Annotated in this window: 15 protein-coding genes and 1 tRNA gene; 11 read left to right on the top strand and 5 right to left on the bottom strand. The window is 35.1% G+C overall.

The features are described 5' to 3' along the window. Nucleotides 1-35: 35 nt before the first annotated feature. The 3 genes from BC781_RS22930 to BC781_RS22920 form a co-directional block, all read right to left on the bottom strand. Entirely contained in the window at nt 36-605 is a 570-nt protein-coding gene (locus tag BC781_RS22930; RefSeq protein ID WP_109622417.1) for a nitrous oxide reductase accessory protein NosL, read from the bottom strand. Nucleotides 606-629: 24 nt separating this feature from the next. Then, nucleotides 630-1,136 carry a redoxin domain-containing protein gene (locus tag BC781_RS22925; RefSeq protein WP_109622415.1) on the bottom strand — a complete coding sequence of 169 codons (507 nt, stop codon included), beginning with the start codon at nt 1,134-1,136 and terminating at the stop codon, nt 630-632. 215 nt (nt 1,137-1,351) lie between these two features. Then, nucleotides 1,352-2,104 (bottom strand): SDR family oxidoreductase, encoded by a 753-nt coding sequence (locus BC781_RS22920; RefSeq protein ID WP_109622413.1) that lies wholly within the window; start codon nt 2,102-2,104, stop codon nt 1,352-1,354. Nucleotides 2,105-2,313: 209 nt separating this feature from the next. On the opposite strand from BC781_RS22920, the gene BC781_RS22915 reads away from it, so the two are divergent. From BC781_RS22915 to BC781_RS22905, 3 genes are all read left to right on the top strand, one after another. Next, a complete protein-coding gene (locus BC781_RS22915) occupies nt 2,314-3,663 on the top strand; it encodes a neutral/alkaline non-lysosomal ceramidase N-terminal domain-containing protein (protein WP_109622411.1) in 1,350 nt (449 codons plus the stop codon). A gap of 162 nt (nt 3,664-3,825) precedes the next feature. Beyond that, the gene (locus BC781_RS22910; RefSeq protein WP_109622408.1) at nt 3,826-7,605 is read left to right on the top strand and encodes a PAS domain S-box protein; all 3,780 of its coding nucleotides are present in this window, start codon (nt 3,826-3,828) and stop codon (nt 7,603-7,605) included. Between the two features lie 121 nt (nt 7,606-7,726). After that, entirely contained in the window at nt 7,727-8,164 is a 438-nt protein-coding gene (locus BC781_RS22905; protein ID WP_109622406.1) for a peptidylprolyl isomerase, read from the top strand. A 58-nt stretch (nt 8,165-8,222) separates the two neighbouring features. On the opposite strand, the gene BC781_RS22900 is transcribed toward BC781_RS22905, so the two are convergent. Continuing rightward, nucleotides 8,223-8,726 carry a hypothetical protein gene (locus BC781_RS22900; protein WP_109622404.1) on the bottom strand — a complete coding sequence of 168 codons (504 nt, stop codon included), beginning with the start codon at nt 8,724-8,726 and terminating at the stop codon, nt 8,223-8,225. A 370-nt stretch (nt 8,727-9,096) separates the two neighbouring features. Between BC781_RS22900 and BC781_RS22895 the strand changes: the two genes are divergently transcribed. The 8 genes from BC781_RS22895 (at nt 9,097) to BC781_RS22860 (ending at nt 21,002) form a co-directional block, all read left to right on the top strand. Then, nucleotides 9,097-9,744, top strand: coding sequence for a porin family protein (locus tag BC781_RS22895; RefSeq protein ID WP_109622402.1), 648 nt, complete (start codon nt 9,097-9,099; stop codon nt 9,742-9,744). A 150-nt stretch (nt 9,745-9,894) separates the two neighbouring features. Further along, nucleotides 9,895-9,971, top strand: a tRNA-Arg gene (locus BC781_RS22890). A gap of 158 nt (nt 9,972-10,129) precedes the next feature. Further along, nucleotides 10,130-10,807 carry a DUF6515 family protein gene (locus tag BC781_RS22885; RefSeq protein WP_109622399.1) on the top strand — a complete coding sequence of 226 codons (678 nt, stop codon included), beginning with the start codon at nt 10,130-10,132 and terminating at the stop codon, nt 10,805-10,807. 166 nt (nt 10,808-10,973) lie between these two features. Then, nucleotides 10,974-13,124: a ribonuclease R gene (gene rnr, locus BC781_RS22880; protein WP_109622397.1), complete on the top strand. Its 2,151-nt coding sequence runs from the start codon at nt 10,974-10,976 to the stop codon at nt 13,122-13,124. Then, the gene (locus BC781_RS22875) at nt 13,121-13,627 is read left to right on the top strand and encodes a phosphoribosyltransferase family protein (RefSeq protein ID WP_109622389.1); all 507 of its coding nucleotides are present in this window, start codon (nt 13,121-13,123) and stop codon (nt 13,625-13,627) included. Before rnr ends, BC781_RS22875 begins: the two co-directional genes overlap by 4 nt. 306 nt (nt 13,628-13,933) lie before the next feature. Continuing rightward, nucleotides 13,934-15,808, top strand: a complete 1,875-nt coding sequence (gene mnmG / locus BC781_RS22870) for a tRNA uridine-5-carboxymethylaminomethyl(34) synthesis enzyme MnmG (RefSeq protein ID WP_109622387.1) — start codon at nt 13,934-13,936, stop codon at nt 15,806-15,808. A gap of 89 nt (nt 15,809-15,897) precedes the next feature. Then, nucleotides 15,898-17,610, top strand: coding sequence for an Ig-like domain-containing domain (locus BC781_RS22865; protein WP_158281564.1), 1,713 nt, complete (start codon nt 15,898-15,900; stop codon nt 17,608-17,610). Nucleotides 17,611-19,175: 1,565 nt separating this feature from the next. Further along, complete coding sequence (locus BC781_RS22860) at nt 19,176-21,002, top strand: tetratricopeptide repeat protein (RefSeq protein WP_109622383.1); 1,827 nt, start codon at nt 19,176-19,178, stop codon at nt 21,000-21,002. 68 nt (nt 21,003-21,070) lie between these two features. On the opposite strand, the gene BC781_RS22855 is transcribed toward BC781_RS22860, so the two are convergent. Next, nucleotides 21,071-21,823 (bottom strand): class I SAM-dependent methyltransferase, encoded by a 753-nt coding sequence (locus tag BC781_RS22855; RefSeq protein WP_109622381.1) that lies wholly within the window; start codon nt 21,821-21,823, stop codon nt 21,071-21,073. Between the last annotated feature and the right edge of the window lie 117 nt (nt 21,824-21,940).

The raw sequence follows: 21,940 nt of genomic DNA, 5'->3' as shown, positions 1-21,940 counted from the left end.
CCTTTTGGTATTCTTAAAATGGGATTTAACAGTCTTTATTTAACTGCTTTCATCAACATTGCCATCGAAATATCTTTAAACTTCACAGGTTTTTCTCCTCCGTGATCTTTAATAAAATCTTCTGCAGCTTTCTTAGAATCAACTACAATAAAGTCTTTTCCCATCGGACCTGCTACATCGCTTCCCATGATATAAAAACCAGCATCGGCATTGATGATTTTCAAGGTATAATAATCTGTTACTTGGTACTCTGCCTCAGCAGATAGCTTATCCTTATTTTCCAATTTGGAAGCAATCATACAACGTGTACAACAGAAAGTATAGCTCTCTGTTCCATCTTGAATGTATGCATTCCACTTTTTAAAATCTTCATTACGCATTCCGCAGTGCGAACAAGTATCCTTCTTGTCCGCTTCTTTATCTGTAGTAGTAGTGCCGTGATCATGGTCATGCCCGTGATCGTGGTTATGATCATGTCCGTGGTCATGGTCATGGTTATGTTCGTGCTGCTCTGTTTCGTTAGCCTTGTTTTCACTTGTTTTTTGTTGGCAAGAAGAAAAAGTAAAAACAAATGCAACTAAGGCAATAATGTAGTTTAATTTCATGTTTAGCTAAGTTTTAGTTGAAGCTTATTTTGCGTCACGCTTTATGTTATATAAGAATCCTTCGATCTGAGGTTTTTCCACTAAACCGACAATCTTACGTATTACTTTACCACTCGGACTCACTATAAAGTTCGTTGGTGTAGCATTTACCGCATAATTATCTAAAGCAACGTCTAAGCCACCAACTAAAAGTGGAAAAGTCAGACCATATTTATCTTTAAACTCTTTTGGAGCTGTTTTAGACTCACCCACATAAACTGCCAAGATTTCAAAACCTTGCTCTTTCAAGTCCTTGTAGTTTTTCTCTACAATTGGCATTTCTTTTTTACAGATATCACAGTTATCTGTCCAGAACATCACCATTACCAATTTTCCTTTTTCAGCACTTAAAATATATTCTTTCCCATCTACCGAAGAAAGTTTAAAGTCTGGTGCTATTTCTCCTGGTTTTGGAGCTCCTTTTTTACAAGAAGTAAAAGCAAACAAACTGATAAATAGTAGTATGGTCAATCTTTTGATCTGTGATTTCATTTCCACTGTATTCTTAAGGTCTAAAAATCTGTCTACTACAAAAATACCTCAAAAGCTTTTAATTGTTTATGTAATGATAGAACTATTTCTGTATTCTTGAATGTCTAATAAGCTTCGCTAAATTAAAATAGTTTAAATACGCTCTTAAAGAAAAACTCAAACCAACAGTCCGCTGATTTGAGTCTTTATTGAAATACACTCTTCAAGTGGGAAGATTAGAATTCTTGAGAAGTCGGGCGGATTACAATTTCATTCACATCTACATTTTCGGGTTGTTCAATCGCATAAGCAATACCTTTAGCTATCGAAATTGGGGTAATACTTATGTTTTTACTGAATTCGTCAAGAAACTGAAGCGTCTCTTTGTGCGTACTCCCATACTGCAATTCAGTGACCACACCTCCAGGTAAAATACTCGTCATTCTGATTTTTGGCCCTACTTCATTTCTAAAACCTTCAGAAATAGCACTCACAGCAAACTTAGTTCCGCTATATACTGTACCTCCTGCTCCAAAAACCTTAATCCCTGCTACAGAAGAAATATTGATAAAGTGCCCAGAATCCTGTTTCTGAAATATAGGATACGCCGCCGCTACGCCATACAACACACCTTTGATGTTGATATCAATCATTCGTTCCCATTCATCTACTTTCAGTTCTTGAAGAGGGGCTAATGCCATCAAACCCGCATTATTGATCATCACATCCAATTTGCCAAAAGTATCCAAAGCATGTTTTACCAAGGCTTCAACTTCACTCTTTTGTGTTACATCTACTTTATGATAAGCTGCTTTTCCTCCTTCGGCTGTTATTTTTTCTGCCAATGCTTTCAGTCTATCTTCTCGTCGAGCACCAAGCACAACAAGCGCACCTTTGGAAGCCAAATGCAGAGCCGTAGTTTCTCCGATACCACTACTTGCCCCTGTAATCACAATTACTTTACCTTCAATATTATTTGATGTATCCATTAGCCATCATTTTAATTGAAAACCAAAACTCATAAATGTTCTTAGCTTGCTAACATCAGCTAGTATCAAAAAATTTTAGATAAGCTTTAGCCGTCTTACAATCTCCTAAATCTTAGGGACGCAATTATTGTATTCTAAAAAGGCTTTTTCATCTATGAAAAGTGATAAAATCAGCTTTCTTTGTAGGCTAAATCAATAAATAGAAAAGCGTGAAGCGATTGCTAAAATTCTTGGGCTATTTTTTAGGAGCCATTCTCTTGTTCTTGGTACTTACCATTTCTCCCATAGACAGAAATCCTTTTGAAGAATCGGAAGCTTGGAAAAGCTCTATGGAGAAAATTGAGAAACTTCCATTTTCAGAAAGCACACAAAACTCAACACTTTTTGTAAGTTGGGCAAAAGCGAATATCACCCCAAAAGAAGCGGTTTGGCTTCCTGCTTACGGTCTGAGAGGCGATTATCAGTCGGTACATGATTCTAGCTTTGTAAGTGTAGCGGCCTTCAAGAGTCATGAAAAAGAACTCTTCATTTTAGGTATTGACCTAATGCTTTTCCCTCCCGATTTAGTAGCAGCTTTAGAAGAAAAATTGTCTGCACTAAATCTGACAAAAGATAATTTTCTATTCACAGCCACACATACACACAATGGTTTTGGTGGTTGGCAAGATTCACCTGCAGGACTTTTCATCGCAGGACCTTATGAAGAAGAATTGGTAATAGATACCATTTCAGATCAAATCATTGCAACTATTAAAGAAGCTAGAAAAGACTATCAGAAAGGAAAACTCTCATGGCTTGAAATTGAAGCACAAGAATTGACCAACAATCGTATCTCAAGAGAAGGAACTAAAGATGCTCAAATCAGAACACTCAAACTCCAGAAAGAAGATGGAAGCATAGGGCTTGTGACAAGTTTTGCTGCCCACCCGACTTCTTTAAGTAAAAAAATCAAAGAACTGAGCAGAGATTATCCTGGTGTGTTGGTTGATAAACTTGAAGCTGATTCTAAAATAGATTTTGCTATGTTTTCTGCGGGCATGGTCGGAAGTCAATCTCCGAATTATAAGCTTGCTAAAAACTATGAACTTGTAGAAACTCTAGGAAATGCCGTTGCAGACAGTATTCTGATACATTATTCGAATGACGATTCAGTATCTTCAAACACTTTATTTCTAGAACATTTTACTTTAGACTTTGAAGGTGCTCAACTAAGAATTGCCAAAGACTGGAAAGTAAACAATTGGTTTTTCGAATGGGCTATGGGCGATTTTTCTCCCGAAATCACAGTAAGTAGAATCGGTGATGTGCTTTGGATAGGAATGCCAGCTGATTTTTCTGCTGAAATTGTAGTTGATCATCAGCTCGATAAATATGCTGCCAAAAAAGGTCTGAAACTGATGATTACAAGTTTCAATGGAAACTACATTGGTTACATTATGCCCGACAAATATTACGATACAAGCAAGAAAGCAGAAGTAAGAGAAATGAACTGGGTAGGGCCTTATAAAGGTGAGTTCTTTGCGCAAGTCATTAAAAAGATCATAGATAAAGTCTCATAATATGGCATTTATATAGCAAAAGCTATAAGCATTTTTATGAAAGCCTTAGGAAATTCCCTAGGGCTTTTTTATTTGTTATGGGCTGATTAATTTAATTATCAGAGCAGTTGTGAAGTGTGTGAAAGAAAATACCATCAGACCCAATTTAAACCCATATAACGAATGCTTAGAGAAAAACTTCTCCCAAAGCTTAGTGAACTTCTACAAATTATTTCCATCTATACTATTCAAGGAAGAATTCTCATTTTTACCTTCTTCTTCGGACTTGTATTAGCTTTTTTTACCTCTGTAGTGATCTATCAGAACAAGATTGTGAAATCTGTTGGGGCACATACCCTTACAGTCATCAATCCTGTCACCGAACATACCACAACCATATTGAGCAGTATTCATGAAGTTTCTGCTAGTCAATGGGCTTACTTTATTACACAGAATACAAAGTTCAAGGATGAACGTATTCAAAAATGGGATTTGATAATTAATCCTGCATTTGAAAAGCTCGTCAAACTCTCCAAAACGCTTTCCGATGAAGACAAAAGAAGCATTGATGCTTTAGGCGTTTTACTGAAAGAGTATAAACACGCTCAAGACGAACAGGAAATCTATTTCGACAAGTTTAATTCTGAAAGGGAAATCATCTTGGACAATAGTGGGATGAAAGAAGCTGATCCTTTTGATTCTTTCATTGACAACTCGATGGAAACACCATCTCAACAGCTCACACAATACACTAAGGATAACCTTCTAAATCTGATTCAACCAATCATCAAAGAACTAGAAGTACTACTCACGCCTTTGGTAGATGAACAAAAAGTAGCCTTGCAGAAAGATGTTCAGATGATTCAGAATAATGTAGAAAAGCTAAATACAACCATTGGGTTTATTGCAGGTTTCTTTGTACTGATGTCGCTAGGTTCTGCTGTATTTGTGATTCGCAGTTTTAGATTTTCAATTCTTCGCTCGTCTTTACAACTCAATCACCTTGTAAAAGGAGAGCTTGGGAAAAAAGTAGAAACTTCGAAAGATGAAACCAACCATATTTTAGATGCCTCCAACAAACTGCAACAAAACCTTCGTAAAGCGAGTGAATTTGCCATTCAGATAGGAGAGGGGGATTTCAATTCAACATTCACACCATCTTCAGAACAAGATGTGTTAGGTAATGCCTTACTTCAAATGCGTAACCAACTCAAAAAAGTTGCTGATGAAGATGAGAAACGAAATTGGATATCTAGGGGCATCGCTCAGTTTGTAGAAATTCTTAGAACACATTCCGATGTTGATGTTCTTGCCGATGATATTATTACAAATCTGGTAAAATATATTGGGGCAAACCAAGGCGGTATTTTCATTCTGAATAATGATAATCCAAAAGAACGTTTTCTTGAATTGGAAGCATGTTATGCCTATGGCAGAAAGCGAGCTATCAGTAAACAAATAGCCATAGATGATCAGTTTGCAGAAGGACTGATCGGACAATCATTTTTGGAAGGTGATATTATTTATATGAATAATATTCCCGATAACTATATCCAAATTTCATCGGGATTGGGAGGAGCAAAACCAAGATGTTTACTTATCGTTCCACTCCAAATCAATAAAGAAATTGAAGGAGTAATTGAACTCGCTTCTTTCCAAGAATTCGACTCACATCAAATAGAATTTGTAGAGAGATTAGGTGAAAGTATTGGTGCTACGCTAAAAACTGCCAAGAACTCACAAAAGAACAAGCTCCTTCTGATTGAGACTCAAACACAAGGAGAACAGCTTCGTGCACAAGAGGAAGAGCTACGTCAGAATATGGAAGAACTGACCGCTACACAGGAAGAAATGCAGCGAAGACAAAGAGAACTCGAACGTACCCGAAAATCACTCGAAGACCAGATATATAAGCAAAATGTCAATCTGAAATATGCTCAAGATCGTTTCAGTATTGTGCTAAAAAACCTCAATGAAGGTATTTTTGACATTGACCTCAGAGCACATGAGGGAGATCTTGCTCCAACTACAAAAGTGAATTGGTCACCAAAATTCTATCAATTATTAGAATTAAGAGAAAGTGAGTTACAACCGCATTGGGAGTCTTTTACAGAGCGTATTCACAGTCAAGATTTAGTCAAATTCAATGAAAGGGTTCATCAGCATCTGATGGATTTTTCGGGCTATATTTCTCTTGAAATAGAAATCAGAATCAAGAATAAGTTAGGCGAATATGATTGGTATTTACTTAAAGGAAACACCCTTAGAAATACCGATGGAAAGCCTATTCATTTTGCAGCTGCAATTAATAATGTTTCTCACCAAAAAACTCTTGAAACACAAACAGCTACTTTATCGGAAAGAGAAGGCAGATTAAGCGCTTTCCTCAACAATACAACAGATCATATTGTAGCTATAGATAAAGAATACAAGATTATTGTTGCGAACGAAATAGTAAAAGAAACTTATGCACAACAGAATCTGAAAATCATTGAAGGAGAAACATTCATCTGGACAATCATTGCCGATGAAGAGAAGAATAAATACCAAGATTACTTTGAGCGAGCATTTAAAGGAGAGCAGTTTACCATTTCCGATAGCTACGAAACCGTAGAAAGACACAAAATACACTTGGATGTATTCTATTCACCTATTTATGGTAATGATCCCGTTCCAATCGGAATTTCAGTAGTCACAAGAGATGTATCTGATATTGTTAATTCAAAACTAAAACTAGCAAAAGAAAATGATGCTCTCAGAGCTATTTTAGATAATTATGATGCATCTATCTACTTGAAAGATCGACAAGGAAAATACCTATTTGCAGACAAAACTTTCTGTTATGAAACAGGAATGATAGAAACTGATTTGATCGGAAAGTCTGATCAAGATATCAAACTAGATTTGTATGCAAGTAACGTAAATATTGATAAGGAGATTCTGAAGGAAGAAAAGCCGATCTCTTTTGAAATGGAAACGGAAGATCATCGAATTAAGCATTTCAGTAAGTATCCAATTTTTGATAATGTAGGAAGAGCTTATGGTTTATGTTCTGTAGCTGTTGATATCACCAACCGCAAACAAATAGAAAAAAGACTTACAGAATCAGAAGAGCGTTTTCTAGAACTAGGCGTTCATTTACCTGTTATTTTATTCCAGTACGAAATGAAAGATGAGGTCGGAAATTGTACTTACATTTCAGACCATGCAAATGTTCTTCTTCAACAAAAACCTTCTAAAATCTGCAATCAGAATGAATCGATAGAAAACCTGTTGCCATACATTTCTGTACATCGCTACGATAATGACAGCTTCCAAAAGAACGTTATTGAAGCTATTAAAAAGGACAAATACATTTCTTGGCAAGGTCGAATTCAAGTTGAAAACCTGAATAATGAAACGCATTATGTGAATGTCAGAATAGAAGCTTCCATCCTACAAAAAACAAGAAAAACTATCTGGCATGGTTTCATTGTAAAAGAAGAAAAGTCAAAAGGGAATGGCATTGTACTCGAAAAGAAAAAAGATGCACTTATTCCATTTTGGGCTAATGACCAAAAGCAAGTAGAATGGTTTAACCAAGTTGGTCTGATTCTTCAGAATATGGAAGGCGCTATTTTCTTATACAAACATGGTGATAGTTGGTCTCTTGAAAAAGTTGTCGGCAATAGCATTTTCCTCACAGGTTATAGCAATAGCGAATTTGAGAAAAGAAAGGTTGAATACTTTGAACTGATCAGTAATTTCAAACAAAAGCTAGAGGAAAAGCGAAATGCACTTCTAAACTTAAGCAAAGGGCAAAAAGACCAATACACCACTACTTACAGAATGATTGATAAGTTTGGAAAAGCAAAACTCATTCTCGAAAAAGGTCGAATAATTTACGGTAAAGATATGGAGATAAGTCATTTAGAGTGTCTTCTTGTCGATATTTCAAGTATGAGCGGTGACCGACAAAACTAATATTTACCTTTTGCGTATGAAGACATTTGTGCTGAGAACTTGTTTTTTCTCATAATTTCTCAGAGTTTCACATTTATAAAATCAAATAGGATTTAGAATTTTTACTTAATTCATAATACTGATGAAAAAAGCGATTATCCGTACAGAAAAAGGTGATATGACGGTTGAGTTCTACGAGAAAGATGCTCCAAATACCGTTGATAACTTCATTAAACTTTCAAAAGACGGATTCTATGATGGACTTACTTTCCACAGAGTAATTCCTAACTTCGTAATCCAAGGTGGATGTCCTCAAGGAACAGGTGTAGGTGGTCCTGGTTACTCAATCGACTGTGAGTTAGATGGAGACAACCAATTCCACGACAGAGGTGTACTTTCTATGGCACATGCTGGTAGAAACACTGGAGGATCTCAATTCTTCATCTGCCATAGCCGTGAAAACACTGCTCACTTGGACAGAAACCATACTTGTTTTGGTAAAGTAGTTGAAAATGTAGACGTAGTTGATGATATCCGCCAAGGCGATAAAATCCTTAAGGTTGAAATCATTGAAGACTAATTCTTCACGTTTTCTTTAAACATATAAAAGCCACCTCTCACAAGGTGGCTTTTACTTTTTACCTCAACAATGATTTTAATATTCCCACTGAAACCGATAAATCCCTATTTCTCACCGCATAAATCAGAAGCGCAGGCAGCATTAATTGAATTATGCTCATAAAAATATATTCTTCTTCAAACTGTTTGTATCTGATATTCATAATCAAACACACACACATTCCTAAACTACCTAAGATCAATATTCGCTGAAAGAGTTTGGAGACGGGATGTTTCGTATTCTTTTTCAAATAGAAACTGATTAACCCACAAGACAAAAAGAATACAGAAAAGACATTTGTGAGAATACTAAGTAACAATTTTAGGTTTGGGCTTGAAATATAATCCGTCCACTCAATCTGAAAAAGATCAACGATAAAATAATTCAGTAATTCCCGACCTCCCAATACATCCTTCAGAGGGATATACTCAAATGAATACTGGATGAAATAAATAAAAAATGCAACAAAGCAGCCTAATTCTAAGCTTTGTAAGATTCTTGAATTTCGAATATTGATATCCATTTCTTTATTTTTTGCTACTGCATTTTACTCAAGTAGTACTTTATGAATAGAAAGCTAGCTTTAAGAAACAGTAAAATAAGGGAGGAGTTAATTGACCAATTATCAACAGATAGACAAAAGTGAAACTTCGAATATTTATTTTATTCATAACTGCGTTACACTGAGTTCAACTAGAACTATCATATTTGTACAGTTCAGAAATCGTATTTTGATCTAATCTATCTACAACTATATATCTATCAACAAGCGGAAGGAGATTAACTCCTTCCGCTTTTTTTATATAAAACTTACAGAGGTTTTAGCTTGGTCAAGATTCAATATTTATAAATGCAGACTTCCACTAATTTGATTCTGAATATTTGAAGTCTCTATGAAAAAAATAATTATCTGCCTTATTATCCTGATTGGGAGCTTTTCTCAAACACATGCTCAAGATTCTATCCCATCGTTACCTAAAGTCAGAATAGGAATAAAACTCGCAGGTTCATTCATTTATAATCGGGTGAATGATAACGACAATACCTTTGATGTAGATCGTGATGGAACGGCTTTTAAAGGCGCTTTTGGAGTTATGCCTGAGTTTTTATTTGGTGGTAAATATTATTTCTCTACGGGTCTTATTTATCAGCCTAAAGGAATTGAGCTAAAAGGGAGTGATAATACAGAAAATTTTACGGAAGGATACAGAATTCAATATCTACAAATTCCTTTTGGCCTAAAATTATTGACCAATAATATAAACGACAGGCTCAAAGCATACATCAATTTAGGCCCTGCTTTAGACATAAAAATTGGGGATAATATCGATCAAGACAAAGTCCTTTTAGATGATTTAAATGCTGTAGATCTATCTCTTTTTCTGGGAGTTGGCATTGAACTTGGACAAATAGGAAATATGGAACAAACCTTTGGTTTTGGACTTCAATATATGAGAGGTTTAATTGATAATGTGGATAGCGGAGCTAATGTTGAAATTAAAACTGATATGTGGAACATCGAACTACTTATATACTTTTAATTCATATATTTTACTTGTAACATAATTTACAAATGTATTAACATAAATATGTTTTAATTAAAACTAATTTGACGTTTTATAAATTTTATTTCTGAAAAATTTGGATAAAATAAATTATTACGTACCTTTGCAACCGCTAATTAAGCAAACGGCCTCCTAGCTCAACTGAATAGAGCATCTGATTACGGCTCAGAAGGTTGCAGGTTTGAATCCTGCGGAGGTCACCATTAAGCCTTCAGATTTATTTCTGAAGGCTTTTTTATTTCCACTTCCTTCTTCAATTACAATCCTCACTGATTTTTCTTCAAATAAATATTTCCTTCATGGAATTATTTCAGGCTATCTATTTTTCTATTAAAGAAGGAGTCTCTTAAATCCTACTAACATGAAAACTCAAACGCATAAGTTAGGTGCCTTCTTTCTTGTTTGGTGCTTGCTACTTTATTTTAGTCCTAAGACTGAAGCTCAATATTACAGATCAGGAATTGTAATCACACCTAGAGCTTGTACACCCTATTTCGGTTTTAATTACGGATACAATTTTGGCTATAATAATTTCTACGGTTACAACAGACCTTCGTATCCTTATTACGATAACTCGTACTATCCGTATGATAATAACTACTACACACAAAGACCTCCTAAAAAGAAAAAGATAAAAGAGATTTCCGAATATGCTCAACTTTACGAATGGCAAGGCAATTCTTATTATTACGATGGAGAACAGTATTATCGTCAGATCAAAAAAAATAGGTATGAATTGGCTGAAGCTCCCATCGGAATGAAAATTTATAGATTACCGATAGAAAGCCAAGAAGTCATGGTGGGAGAGGAGTTGTATTACCAATCGGGAAATACCTACTACAAACCAATTGATTTGGGGAATGAAACTGTCTATGAAATCGTGTCTTCGCCTTCGGGTAATATATTTGACAAACTTCCAGAGGGAGCAAAGGCAATTATCCGCAATGGTGAAAACCTTTATGAATATGACGGAAAATATTACAAAGCAGTAGTCAGAGACAACCAAGTAAAGTATCAGCAAATCCGTGTTGCACCATAAATAAGATTATTCCTAAAACAGATGGAAGCTTTTACCTTTCTATGTTCATAACTCCAATGTTTTTCTGATATTTCCTCTAAATTTGCGGAGGGAAAAAGGATCTCAACAGAATGGAAAAATGACCCGTTCGTAAGCAATTTTACTGCATTCATTTAGAATCAAATACATGTCCCAGAAGAAGACAAAACAAAAGAAAAGAGGAAAAAAAGAAGAAGGGAAAATCAATCAGCAGTTCTTGAAAGATCTATTGCAACTCTTCGATTCTGATCCAGATAAATCTTATACACATAAACAGCTTTGCAAACACTTCAAGATTAGAAGTCGTACTCACAAACAAGATTTACAAAATATACTTGACGAATTGGTCAAACAAGATCGTTTGGAAAGACCAGGACGTTCATATCATTCGACCAAAAAACAAGAAGTCTTAGTAGGTATCGTAGATTACGTAAACCCAAGCTATGCCTACGTTATTGTTGAAGGACTAGAAAATGATATTGTAGTTTCTTCAAGAAATCTGAAAAGAGCACTTGATGGAGATAAGGTCGAATTAAAGACTTTCTACAACAAAAGAAGAAATAGAATAGAAGGGGAGGTGACTCGCCTGATTGAAAGAAAAACAACCGAGTTTATCGGTACACTTCAGATCAATCGAACCTATGCCTTTGTGGTCACTAGTGGACGTAGAATGCACCAAGATATTTTTGTTTATAAAGACAATCTTGGAGGAGCTGAAAACGGAGACAAAGTCATTGTGAAAATGACGCAGTGGAAAGACAAAGACAAAAGCCCTATCGGGAAAATTAAAAAGGTATTGGGTAAATCGGGAGACAACAACACCGAGATTCACTCGATCATGTTTGAATATGGCTTGCCTTTCGAATTCCCAGAAGAAGTAGAAAAAGAAGCTTTAGCTATTCCTGAAACTATCTCTGAAGAAGAAATCAGTAATCGTAGAGATTTCAGAAACAGGACTACTTTCACAATTGATCCGCTTACCGCAAAAGACTTTGATGATGCCATTTCTATTCGAAAGATGAAAAATGGTCATTGGGAAATCGGAATCCATATTGCAGACGTAACTCACTACGTTCGCCCAGGTACAGAACTCGAAAGAGAAGCCTTCGAAAGAGCTACGTCTGTTTACTTAGTAGACCGTACTGTTCCGATGCTTCCAGAGAAACTTTCAAACGGACTCTGTTCATTGAACCCTCATGTAGATCGTCTTGCCTTTGCTGCAGTCTTCGAAATTGATGAAGAAGGTAAAGTACACAAACAATGGTTCGGGCGTACAGCTATTCATTCCGACAGAAGGTTTACTTACGAGGAAGCACAAGAACGCATCGAGTCGGGAGAAGGAGACTTTGCCAAAGAAATCATCACCCTAAACGAGATTGCAAAGAAGATGAAAGTGAAACGCTTCAAGAATGGTGCAATTTCATTTGAATCTGTTGAGCTTAGATTTGAGTTAGATGAAAATGGAAAACCGATTGGTCTCTTCCCAAAAATTCGTCAAGATGCTCACAAACTTGTAGAAGAGTTTATGCTTCTAGCCAATAAGCGTGTGGCTGAATATGTCTTCCGTAAGAAGGAAAATAACAAGCCTGTCACTATGGTTTATCGTACTCACGAACCGCCAGATCCAGATAAGGTAACAGCATTTGCAAGCTTTGCGAAACGATTTGGTTATGACATTGACACTGACGGTAACAAGTTAGCTTCTACGCTAAATCATTTGGCTTCTACAGTTGAAGGTAGACCAGAGCAAAATATTATCGAGAGTCAAGCTATTCGTGTGATGAGTAAAGCAAAATACTCAACCACTCCAGAAGGACACTATGGTTTAGGCTTTGCGCATTATAGTCACTTCACTTCACCAATTCGTCGTTACCCAGATATGATGGCTCACCGTCTCCTCCAACATTATTTGGATAAAGGAAAATCGGCTAACGCAGAAGACTTCGATGATAAGTGTCTTCATTCTTCTCAAAGAGAAAAAGTAGCAGCCGATGCAGAAAGAGCATCCATCAAATACAAGCAAGTAGAATTCATGTCGGAGTTCCTTGGCGAAGAAATGGAAGGTGTAGTATCGGGCATTACAGAGTGGGGAATGTATGTAGAATTGAAAGAAACTCGATGTGAAGGTATGATTCGTTTGACTTCTATTGAGGATGATATGTACATTTATGATGACGAAACCAAAGAGGTTGTAGGACAAAGATACCACAACAGATACCGAATAGGGGATGAGGTTAAAGTCTTGGTGAAAACCACAAATATTGAAAAAAGAACAATCGATTTTGAATTGCTATCATGACAGAATCAAATATCATATTATCACATGAACAGGTAATGCGTAAAATCCGCCGTATTGCCTTTGAAATCTATGAGCAGAACTTCGAGGAGAAAGAAGTTATTTTTGCAGGCATTGTAGGTGGTGGATACGAATTGGCAAAGCTTTTACAAAAAGAGTTTAGTGCTATTTCACCTCTGAATAATTCACTGTTGAAAGTTACGCTTGATAAAAAAGCCATCACGCAAACCTTCATTGAGCTTGACCAACCATTAGAAGAGCTTAACGATAAAGTGATCATCATTGTAGATGATGTACTGAATACAGGAAAAACGCTTGTACATAGCTTGAAACCTTTCTTGAATATTTCAGTGAACAAATTGCAGATTGCAGTTCTTGTTGACAGAAATCACAGATCATTCCCTGTATCGGCAGACTATACAGGCTACGAATTATCAACAACAATTCAAGAACATATCGAGGTTATTTTGGAAGATACCAATGATATCAGTGTTACTCTTTTCTAAACAAAAGAGTACTCTCTATACAGAAAGCTTGGGATTTATCTCAAGCTTTTTTTTGTTCCACAGCTATCTTATTCTTTTTCAAGCCCTATTAATATTTCTTTTCTTTTCAGAGTAACATTCAAGACAACTTTACTGTTATATTTGTATCTAAATTTTAGTAATGCCTTAAAAAACAACTATTTCTTAACCGATATATCCATTTTGAGGTATTTTGACATTGATGTTCCACGTGGAACATTTTACAAAATATAGCTATCATGTTCCACGTGGAACATGAAGTGAGAGGAAATACTAAGAGGAAAAATAATGTATCCAGAATACGATATTATTGTAGTAGGTGGTGGACATGCTGGATGTGAAGCCGCAAACGCAGCAGGAAAGATGGGCGCAAAAGTTTTGCTCATCACAATGAACATGGACACTATTGCTCAAATGAGCTGTAACCCCGCAATTGGTGGAGTTGCTAAAGGTCAAATTGTAAGAGAGATTGATGCACTTGGTGGGATGTCAGGAATCATTTCTGATAAATCCATGATTCAATTCCGTATGCTGAATAGATCTAAAGGACCTGCAATGTGGAGTCCTAGATCTCAAAATGATCGTATGTTGTTCGCTAAAGAATGGCGAATGGCTTTGGAAAATAATCCGAATGTCGACTTCTGGCAAGAAATGGCTAAAGAACTTGTCGTAGAAGATGGTCGAGTAGTAGGTGTAAAAACTGGACTAGGAATCGAATTCAAAGCAAAAGCAGTAGTGCTTACCAACGGTACTTTCTTAAATGGCTTGATCCATATTGGGGAAAAACAATTCGGAGGTGGACGTGCTGCAGAACGTGCTGCTACTGGTATTACTGAACAATTGGTAGAGCTAGGCTTTGAAGCTGGACGTATGAAAACAGGTACTCCTCCAAGAGTTGATGGTCGTTCTCTGAACTGGGAAGCGATGGAAGAGCAAAAAGGAGATGATGCTACAAGCAAGTTTTCATACAGCGATCAAACAGAAATCCTTCCTTTAGAGAAGCAAAGAAGCTGTCATATTACCTACACAAATCCTGAAGTTCATGACATTTTGAAAACAGGTTTTGAGCGTTCGCCAATGTTCGCAGGACGTATCAAAGGTTTAGGACCTCGCTATTGTCCATCAATTGAAGATAAAATTAACCGCTTTGCGGAACGAAATAGACATCAAATTTTCGTTGAACCAGAAGGCTGGAACACCTGTGAAATCTATGTAAATGGTTTCTCAACTTCTCTACCAGAAGACGTTCAATACAAAGCATTGAGAACTATTCCTGGTTTCGAGAACGCAAAAATGTTCCGTCCTGGTTATGCTATCGAATATGATTTCTTCCCTCCAACGCAGTTGAAACTAACTTTGGAGACTCAACTTGTAGAAAACTTGTACTTTGCTGGACAGATCAATGGTACTACAGGTTATGAGGAAGCAGCTTCTCAAGGTTTGATGGCTGGTATTAATGCTGTAAATAAAATCAGAGAAGAAGAACCATTCATTCTAAAACGTTCTGAAGCTTATATTGGAGTTCTTATCGATGACCTTATCAACAAAGGTACAGATGAGCCTTACCGTATGTTTACTTCAAGAGCTGAATACAGAATTCTTCTTCGTCAAGACAATGCAGATTATCGTTTGACTCCACTAGGACATAAAGTAGGATTGGCAAGTGATGAGGCTTATGAAAAAGTTCAAAAGAAATATAAAGAAATCGAAGAACTTACTGCACTGATCAAAGACACTTCAGTAAAGACTAAAGAGGCAAACCCGGCATTAGAAAAACATGGACTTGATCTTTTAGCTCAAGGGATGAAAGCTGAACAAATCTTGAAACGTCCGAATGTCTCAATGGAGATTTTGGGAGACTGTTCTGAGCCAATTCGTGAGCGAATCACAGGTCTCGATACTTTAGTAAAAGAGGAGACTGAGATCTTGGTGAAGTATGAAACGTATATTGAAAAAGAAGAAAAACTAGCTGAGAAGCTGACTTCTTTAGAAAACTATAAGATACCTGAAGGTTTCGATTTCCATTCTCTAAAAGCTCTTTCGGCTGAATCAAGAGAAAAGATGAATAGAATGAAACCAATGACACTTGGTCAAGCATCAAGAATTAGTGGTGTAAGTCCTGCCGATGTTTCTATTTTGATGGTACATCTAGAAAATCGTTAAAAAAGAATATATTCCATTTCAAGGCATATTAGAGTAATAGTTTTTCTCTGATATGCCTTATTTTTATGGCTATAACTAGAACATTACAAATGAAGAATATTTTTATTCGTGCTATATACTTAGCCGTATTTGTGTTTTTTTTCTATTCCTGTGCAACTGTAGTTTCACCTGGTGGTGGTCCTAAAGATGAAGATCCTCCAAATCTTGTTGCTTCAGTTCCTTTAAATAATGGGGTGAATTTTCAGGAAGACAAACTTACTTTCATATTTGATGAAGCTATAAAAGTCGATAAGATCACAAAACAGCTTCAGATCAATCCTTACAAAGACAGACGTATTTACAGATACAAGACTCGAAATAATAAACTGATTTTAGAGTTTAATGAACCTTTAGAGGACAGTACAACTTTTAATTTCAATTTCAGAAATGCAGTCATTGACGTAACTGAAGGTAATCCGAGTGAAAATGCAATTGTGGCATTTAGTACGGGACCAGAACTGGATACAATTCAGATTAGTGGTACAGTTCTAAATTTAATGGATAATAAGCCTTTAGAAAATGCAGTTATAAGTTTGTATGATGCAAAAGTTGATACCGCTGTCATAGATAGTGTAGCTCCTTATTATTATGCGAATACCGATGAAGACGGACGTTTTTCTATTTCAAATATAAAATCGGGAGAGTATAGAGCTTACGGTTTATACGAAGGAAAAGACGGTGGAAATTTGAAATATGACCAAAGAGAGGAGAAAATTCAATTTTTCAACAAAACCTTCGACATCAATAAAGACTCTGCAAATGTTGTATTCAAGCTAATTGAATATGATAATGACACTATCATTTATGAAAGAGTCAAGAAAGAAAAAGGAAAAACATTCCTAGATTTTAATAAAGGTCTTATTGAATATGGAATTGAAATTCTAGATGAAAACTATAAAGACAGCCTTTTCCATAAATTAACTGCCGAAGGTGAACTTCAACTTTTCTACACAGGTCAAGATGATATGCCTGAAGATTCTCTAGACATAAAGCTTTTCGCTGTAGATTCTTTACTCCAAAAATTAGACACAACAGCTAAATTATTCTTGACTTCTGATATCAAAGAAAAAAGAGTTGCTGAAGAAAAGAAAAATAGTGGTATTGGTGGACTCTTTAGAGGTAAAGAAGATGAAACCGAAAAAAGAGGACCTACTTTCAAGTTTACACAGCGTGAACCATTACAAAACGATCTTCGTCCTACAGAAAAATTTGATCTTGTTTTAGACTTTGAAAAACCTGTATTGAATTACACAGCTGACAGTGTTTGGGCAATTTATGGTGAAGACACTTTGGTATTGGATAAAGCTCCAGAAGTAAACTTCAATTTTTCTCAATATACTTACTCAGGTTTTGTCGCGGATTCTGCTTTTGCATTGGTCTTCAATCCGGGAGCATTTATTTCTGTTTTCGGAGATAGTAGTGAGACAGAGACAATCAAATTTTCTATCAAAGATGAAACTAAATTTGGAGCAATTGAAGGGCAAGCAAAATCGAAAGATAAACTGCCATTCTTCGTACAGTTATTAGATAGCAAATTTGAAGTTGTCGATGAAATTGAAAATGAAGAATACTTCAGATTTGAATATGTAAAACCTGGAGATTATTTTATCCGAATTTTAGTAGACGAAAATAAGGATGGTGAATGGTCAAAAGGATCTTATAAAGATAAAATTCCTCCAGAGCCTGTGATCATATTCAAAAAGAAAATAACGGTCAAAGCAAACTGGGAAATTATGCGTTCTGATACGGTCATTGAATTTTAGACTTTAAACGTATCAATCATATATTAATGAAGAAGCCCGTACAAATTGTGTATATTTGTACGGGCTTTTTATGTTTATCCACAAGATATAAAGAGATTTCTCTCCCGATGTTGACAAAGTTCTTATTTTTTCACTTTTCAAAGTACTTATCAACAAACAAAATGTGTCTTTATTTAATTTATAAGCACATTTTTACTATTTATCAACAATAAATCTTTCAAATGTTGATAAGTCTAAAAAATAGGGTATAACTTATCCACACACACCGAAATAAATATTTAAATCCTTCAATTTCATAAAAAGATAATTATATATCCACAATATATGTTGATAACTCGAACCTATATGTGAATAAGTATATAAACACAATTTATTTTACTGATTCATAGATAGTTATATAAAATTATAGTGTTGATAAATTTTGATTTAGTCAAAAGTTATCAACACTTTTTTTGTTTATAGTCTAAAAAAATCCATTTATCTAAAATAAGCCTATACAATTGTTGATAACTTTTAAATAAATAGGCCATTTATAGATTTTTCAACCATGAAATTGTGGATAAATGAAAGAAAAAAGGCTGTTTTCACATGAAAATAAGATAATATATTCATATGAAAACAGCCTCCACATAGGCATAAAGCCATATTTATTCAGAAAATGGGGTGAAAATACTTGAAATAGGACTTATCCACAGAAAAGTGGATAAAAAATAGAAAAATCGATTTTTCAATCAGGAAAGTTGAAAAATCAAAAAGTTATCAACAATTGGCGTTGGAAATGAGGAAAGGCAAAACTATATAAGATGAAACAAAGCAACAAATCATCAATCAATAAATCCTCGAATAAATCTAAAATATTTGATAAAGTTCTGAATAACTCCAGCAGATACGATTTCTTATCAACACGACTTATTATAAACCGTAAAAGTTATCAACATATTCAGTGGATAAAAAATCAGGCATGTTGAAAATAAATGTAAACAATCTCAAAAAGTAAAAATTGAATTCTAAAAAATCATTTTACTATTGTCATATTTTAAACTGGATAAATCCTATGTGAATAACTTATTGAATTATTCACAGAAAAATTTTACTATCATTTACATAAAAGCCTCTAAAACAGTATTTAAAAAGAGTTATGTATTTCAACAATTGTAAATAAATCTTATTACCAACATATAAACACCCTATTATCCACAGAAAATGGCTGATGTGAATTTAGTGTTTGTAACCTAGCCTTTTTATCAACAGCTATTCACAATAAGTACTTACCAACAATACTAACAGGTGTGTTGATAAGCAAATTGTGGATGAAATCAACAGAAAATAGCAAGATATAAACAGTTGATAAGCACTTATAGAACAATATAAACACTGTTTATAACTCAAATAAATCCCTCATTACGTGCTATTTAAGCTATGAATAGAATGTTGATAAGCTGTGAAAAGCTGTTGATAAAAGAAGTAATCAACATATTCACAGCATAATAATAATAGAATAAGGAAATTAATTTTTACTTTACTCTTTTATTATAGATGTTGATAAACAAAAAAGGCTATCAGGAATGGATCATTTGAAAAAAAAGAGATTTGGATTAAGCTTTTTCCTTTTATTCATTATTACCACTTTTTCTTATGCACAAACACAAGAGATCGAATTAGCAAACGAATATTATTTTAATGGAGAATACGAGAAGGCTATCGAGTATTATGAAAAAGCTTTAAAAGAAGATGAAACATCCATTTCAGAAGTACATAAAAAATATTTGAGTGCACTTATCAACAATAAAGAATTTAAGAAAGCACAAAAGTATCTCAAACGTCAGATTCGGAAAGATCCTTTGAGTCCTGTTTATAATGTGGATTATGGCTTACTCTATTTGAACATGAAGGATAGTTCAAAAGCTTACAGCCATTGGACAGATTATATTAAAGAAATAAAGAAGGATTCTGATCGTCTACGAATGACTGCGCTTTACTTTATAGATGCAGGTAAATTTGAATGGGCAGAGACAAGCTACAAGACAGCCGATAAAATCAATAAAAATCAAAATCTGTACAGAGAGTATGCCGAGCTTTATTATGCTTGGGATAGAACAGATAAAATGATAGATGCCTATATCGAGTGGTTATTGCAAGATGGACGTCAGTTGGAGTTTATAGAAGTAGCCTTACAAGATCGGATAAAGAAAGATGAAGACTTTGATACTTTGGAATTGAATCTGATCAGAAGAATTCAGAAATCGCCAAATCAGATTATTCTGAATGAATTACTCTTATGGTATTATTTGCAAGAAAAATCCTTTTCTAAAGCTTTTATTCAAGCCAAAGCAATTGACAAACGTAGAGGTATGGAAGGTGAAGGATTACTTGAGCTTGGGCAAATGGCATTGAACAACCAAGATTATAAAGCTTCCAAGAAGATTTTCACATACATTGTTGATAAGTACAAAGACAAGGCTGTATATCCAGTTTCTCGCAAATTGTTGATAAATACTAAAGAGGAATTGGTAAAACATACTTACCCTGTGGATAAAGAAGCGATCAGAACCCTTATACAAGACTATAAGGAGATGTTAAATGAAATGGGGGTAAGAAGTAGTACTGCAGATGTAATGCGAAATATGGCGCTCTTAGAGGCCTTCTATCTCGATAATAAAGATAAAGCTATAGAAATCCTTAATCAGTTGATAAAAGAGCGTTCAGTCCCTCAGAAAGTACACTCACGTGCAAAGCTTGATTTGGGAGATATTTATCTTTTGAAAGGGACACACTGGGAGTCCACGCTTTTGTATTCACAAGTTGAAAAAAGTGAGAAAGAATCACCTTTGGGACATACTGCAAAACTCAAAAATGCGAAGTTGAATTATTACATTGGGAATTTTGAACTAGCTAAAGCGCATTTAGATATTCTGAAAATGGCTACTACACGCGAAATTTCCAATGATGCCATGGCGCTCTCTCTTCTGATACAAGATAATTTGGAATTGGATACCACAGCGACCACTATGCAAACCTATGCTAGTATTGATCTACTGGAATTTCAAGGCAAATACGATGGAGCACTCGAAGGTTATCAACAAATGTTGAAAGATTTTCCGAATCACAGTCTTTCTGATGAGATTTTGTGGCAAATGGGACAGATTTACCTAAAACAAGGGAAATACAAGGAATCTATCAACGCTTTACAACAAATTGTGGATAACTATACGACAGATATCTGGGGAGATGATGCCAATTATTTGATTGGAACGATTTACGAGGAATATCTGAAAGATAATGACAAGGCTATGGAATATTATAAAGATCAGCTCGTGAAATTTAAAGGCAGTGTTTATAATGTGGATGCCCGTAAGCGATTCAGAACATTACGTGGGGATAATATCAACTAAAAACGTAAGAAATAGCTTAAAAAGTGAAAAGCTGTTGACAAGTCTAGTACTTATCAACAGATTTTTGTTTATAACTTCTCTGCAACAAGAATCATTCGGTCAGAATTCTCTATATCGAAAGGATCAAGTGAATAACTGCCATAAATTTGTTGACAACTTAGCCCAGCTTTCTCAAAATACTTTACAAAATCATCTTTGTGTAATGCTTTTACACGTTCGCTATAAAAATGAGACTTTCCTTTATCTTCAAAAGCAATTTCCTTTATGATATACCTTTCGTCTTGTAGGTATTTGTGAATATGAAAATCGATATGATCTCTTGGCGTAATATTTCTGTTTGGGAGCGTTGAGATTACTTTTGAAGTGTTGAAAAAATCGATAACTAACTTCCCTCCTGTTTTTAGATTTTGGGCAACTGCAGAAATCGCTTTTTGATCTTCTTCATCTTCCATGAAATAGCCAAAACTAGTAAACATATTGAATATGAAATCAAATCCTTTTGTTTGATAGACTTCTCTCATATCGTGTTGTACGAAATGAAGTCGCTCATTTTCAAATTGTTTAGCATATTGAATACTCTCCATAGAAAGGTCTAAACCTGTAACATCAAGTCCTGCTTTATACAAAAAAATAGAATGACGTCCTTTACCACAGGCAAGATCCATGACCTTGTGTTCGGGCTTAACCTCCAATTTTTCAATGAGATTGTTGATAAAAAACTCTGCTTCAGAAAAATCTCTATTTCTATAAAGCAGATGGTAGTAAGGAGTATTAAACCAATCGGCAAACCAGTCTTTTTCTGCGGTTTTGTTCACTTCCATTCTGTTCTAATTATTGACTTCTGATACTCAAAAATACACTTCGATTTAGGAATTCCTATCCCAAATAGGATTAACTAGATAGTAGAAGATAAGTTTTCAAATCTACTCAGACAGTAT

The sequence above is a fragment of the Sediminitomix flava genome (assembly GCF_003149185.1).
GTDB lineage: Bacteria > Bacteroidota > Bacteroidia > Cytophagales > Flammeovirgaceae > Sediminitomix > Sediminitomix flava.
This window is presented reverse-complemented; position numbering and strand designations above follow the sequence as displayed.

Excerpts from the sequence above, each read along its gene's own strand:
- BC781_RS22930 (WP_109622417.1), bottom strand. The coding sequence starts at position 605 with ATGAAATTAAACTACATTATTGCCTTAGTTGCATTTGTTTTTACTTTT.
- BC781_RS22925 (WP_109622415.1), bottom strand. The coding sequence starts at position 1,136 with ATGAAATCACAGATCAAAAGATTGACCATACTACTATTTATCAGTTTG.
- BC781_RS22920 (WP_109622413.1), bottom strand. The coding sequence starts at position 2,104 with ATGGATACATCAAATAATATTGAAGGTAAAGTAATTGTGATTACAGGG.
- BC781_RS22910 (WP_109622408.1), top strand. The coding sequence starts at position 3,826 with ATGCTTAGAGAAAAACTTCTCCCAAAGCTTAGTGAACTTCTACAAATT.
- BC781_RS22905 (WP_109622406.1), top strand. The coding sequence starts at position 7,727 with ATGAAAAAAGCGATTATCCGTACAGAAAAAGGTGATATGACGGTTGAG.
- BC781_RS22900 (WP_109622404.1), bottom strand. The coding sequence starts at position 8,726 with ATGGATATCAATATTCGAAATTCAAGAATCTTACAAAGCTTAGAATTA.
- BC781_RS22895 (WP_109622402.1), top strand. The coding sequence starts at position 9,097 with ATGAAAAAAATAATTATCTGCCTTATTATCCTGATTGGGAGCTTTTCT.
- BC781_RS22885 (WP_109622399.1), top strand. The coding sequence starts at position 10,130 with ATGAAAACTCAAACGCATAAGTTAGGTGCCTTCTTTCTTGTTTGGTGC.
- rnr (WP_109622397.1), top strand. The coding sequence starts at position 10,974 with ATGTCCCAGAAGAAGACAAAACAAAAGAAAAGAGGAAAAAAAGAAGAA.
- BC781_RS22875 (WP_109622389.1), top strand. The coding sequence starts at position 13,121 with ATGACAGAATCAAATATCATATTATCACATGAACAGGTAATGCGTAAA.
- mnmG (WP_109622387.1), top strand. The coding sequence starts at position 13,934 with ATGTATCCAGAATACGATATTATTGTAGTAGGTGGTGGACATGCTGGA.
- BC781_RS22865 (WP_158281564.1), top strand. The coding sequence starts at position 15,898 with ATGAAGAATATTTTTATTCGTGCTATATACTTAGCCGTATTTGTGTTT.
- BC781_RS22860 (WP_109622383.1), top strand. The coding sequence starts at position 19,176 with ATGGATCATTTGAAAAAAAAGAGATTTGGATTAAGCTTTTTCCTTTTA.
- BC781_RS22855 (WP_109622381.1), bottom strand. The coding sequence starts at position 21,823 with ATGGAAGTGAACAAAACCGCAGAAAAAGACTGGTTTGCCGATTGGTTT.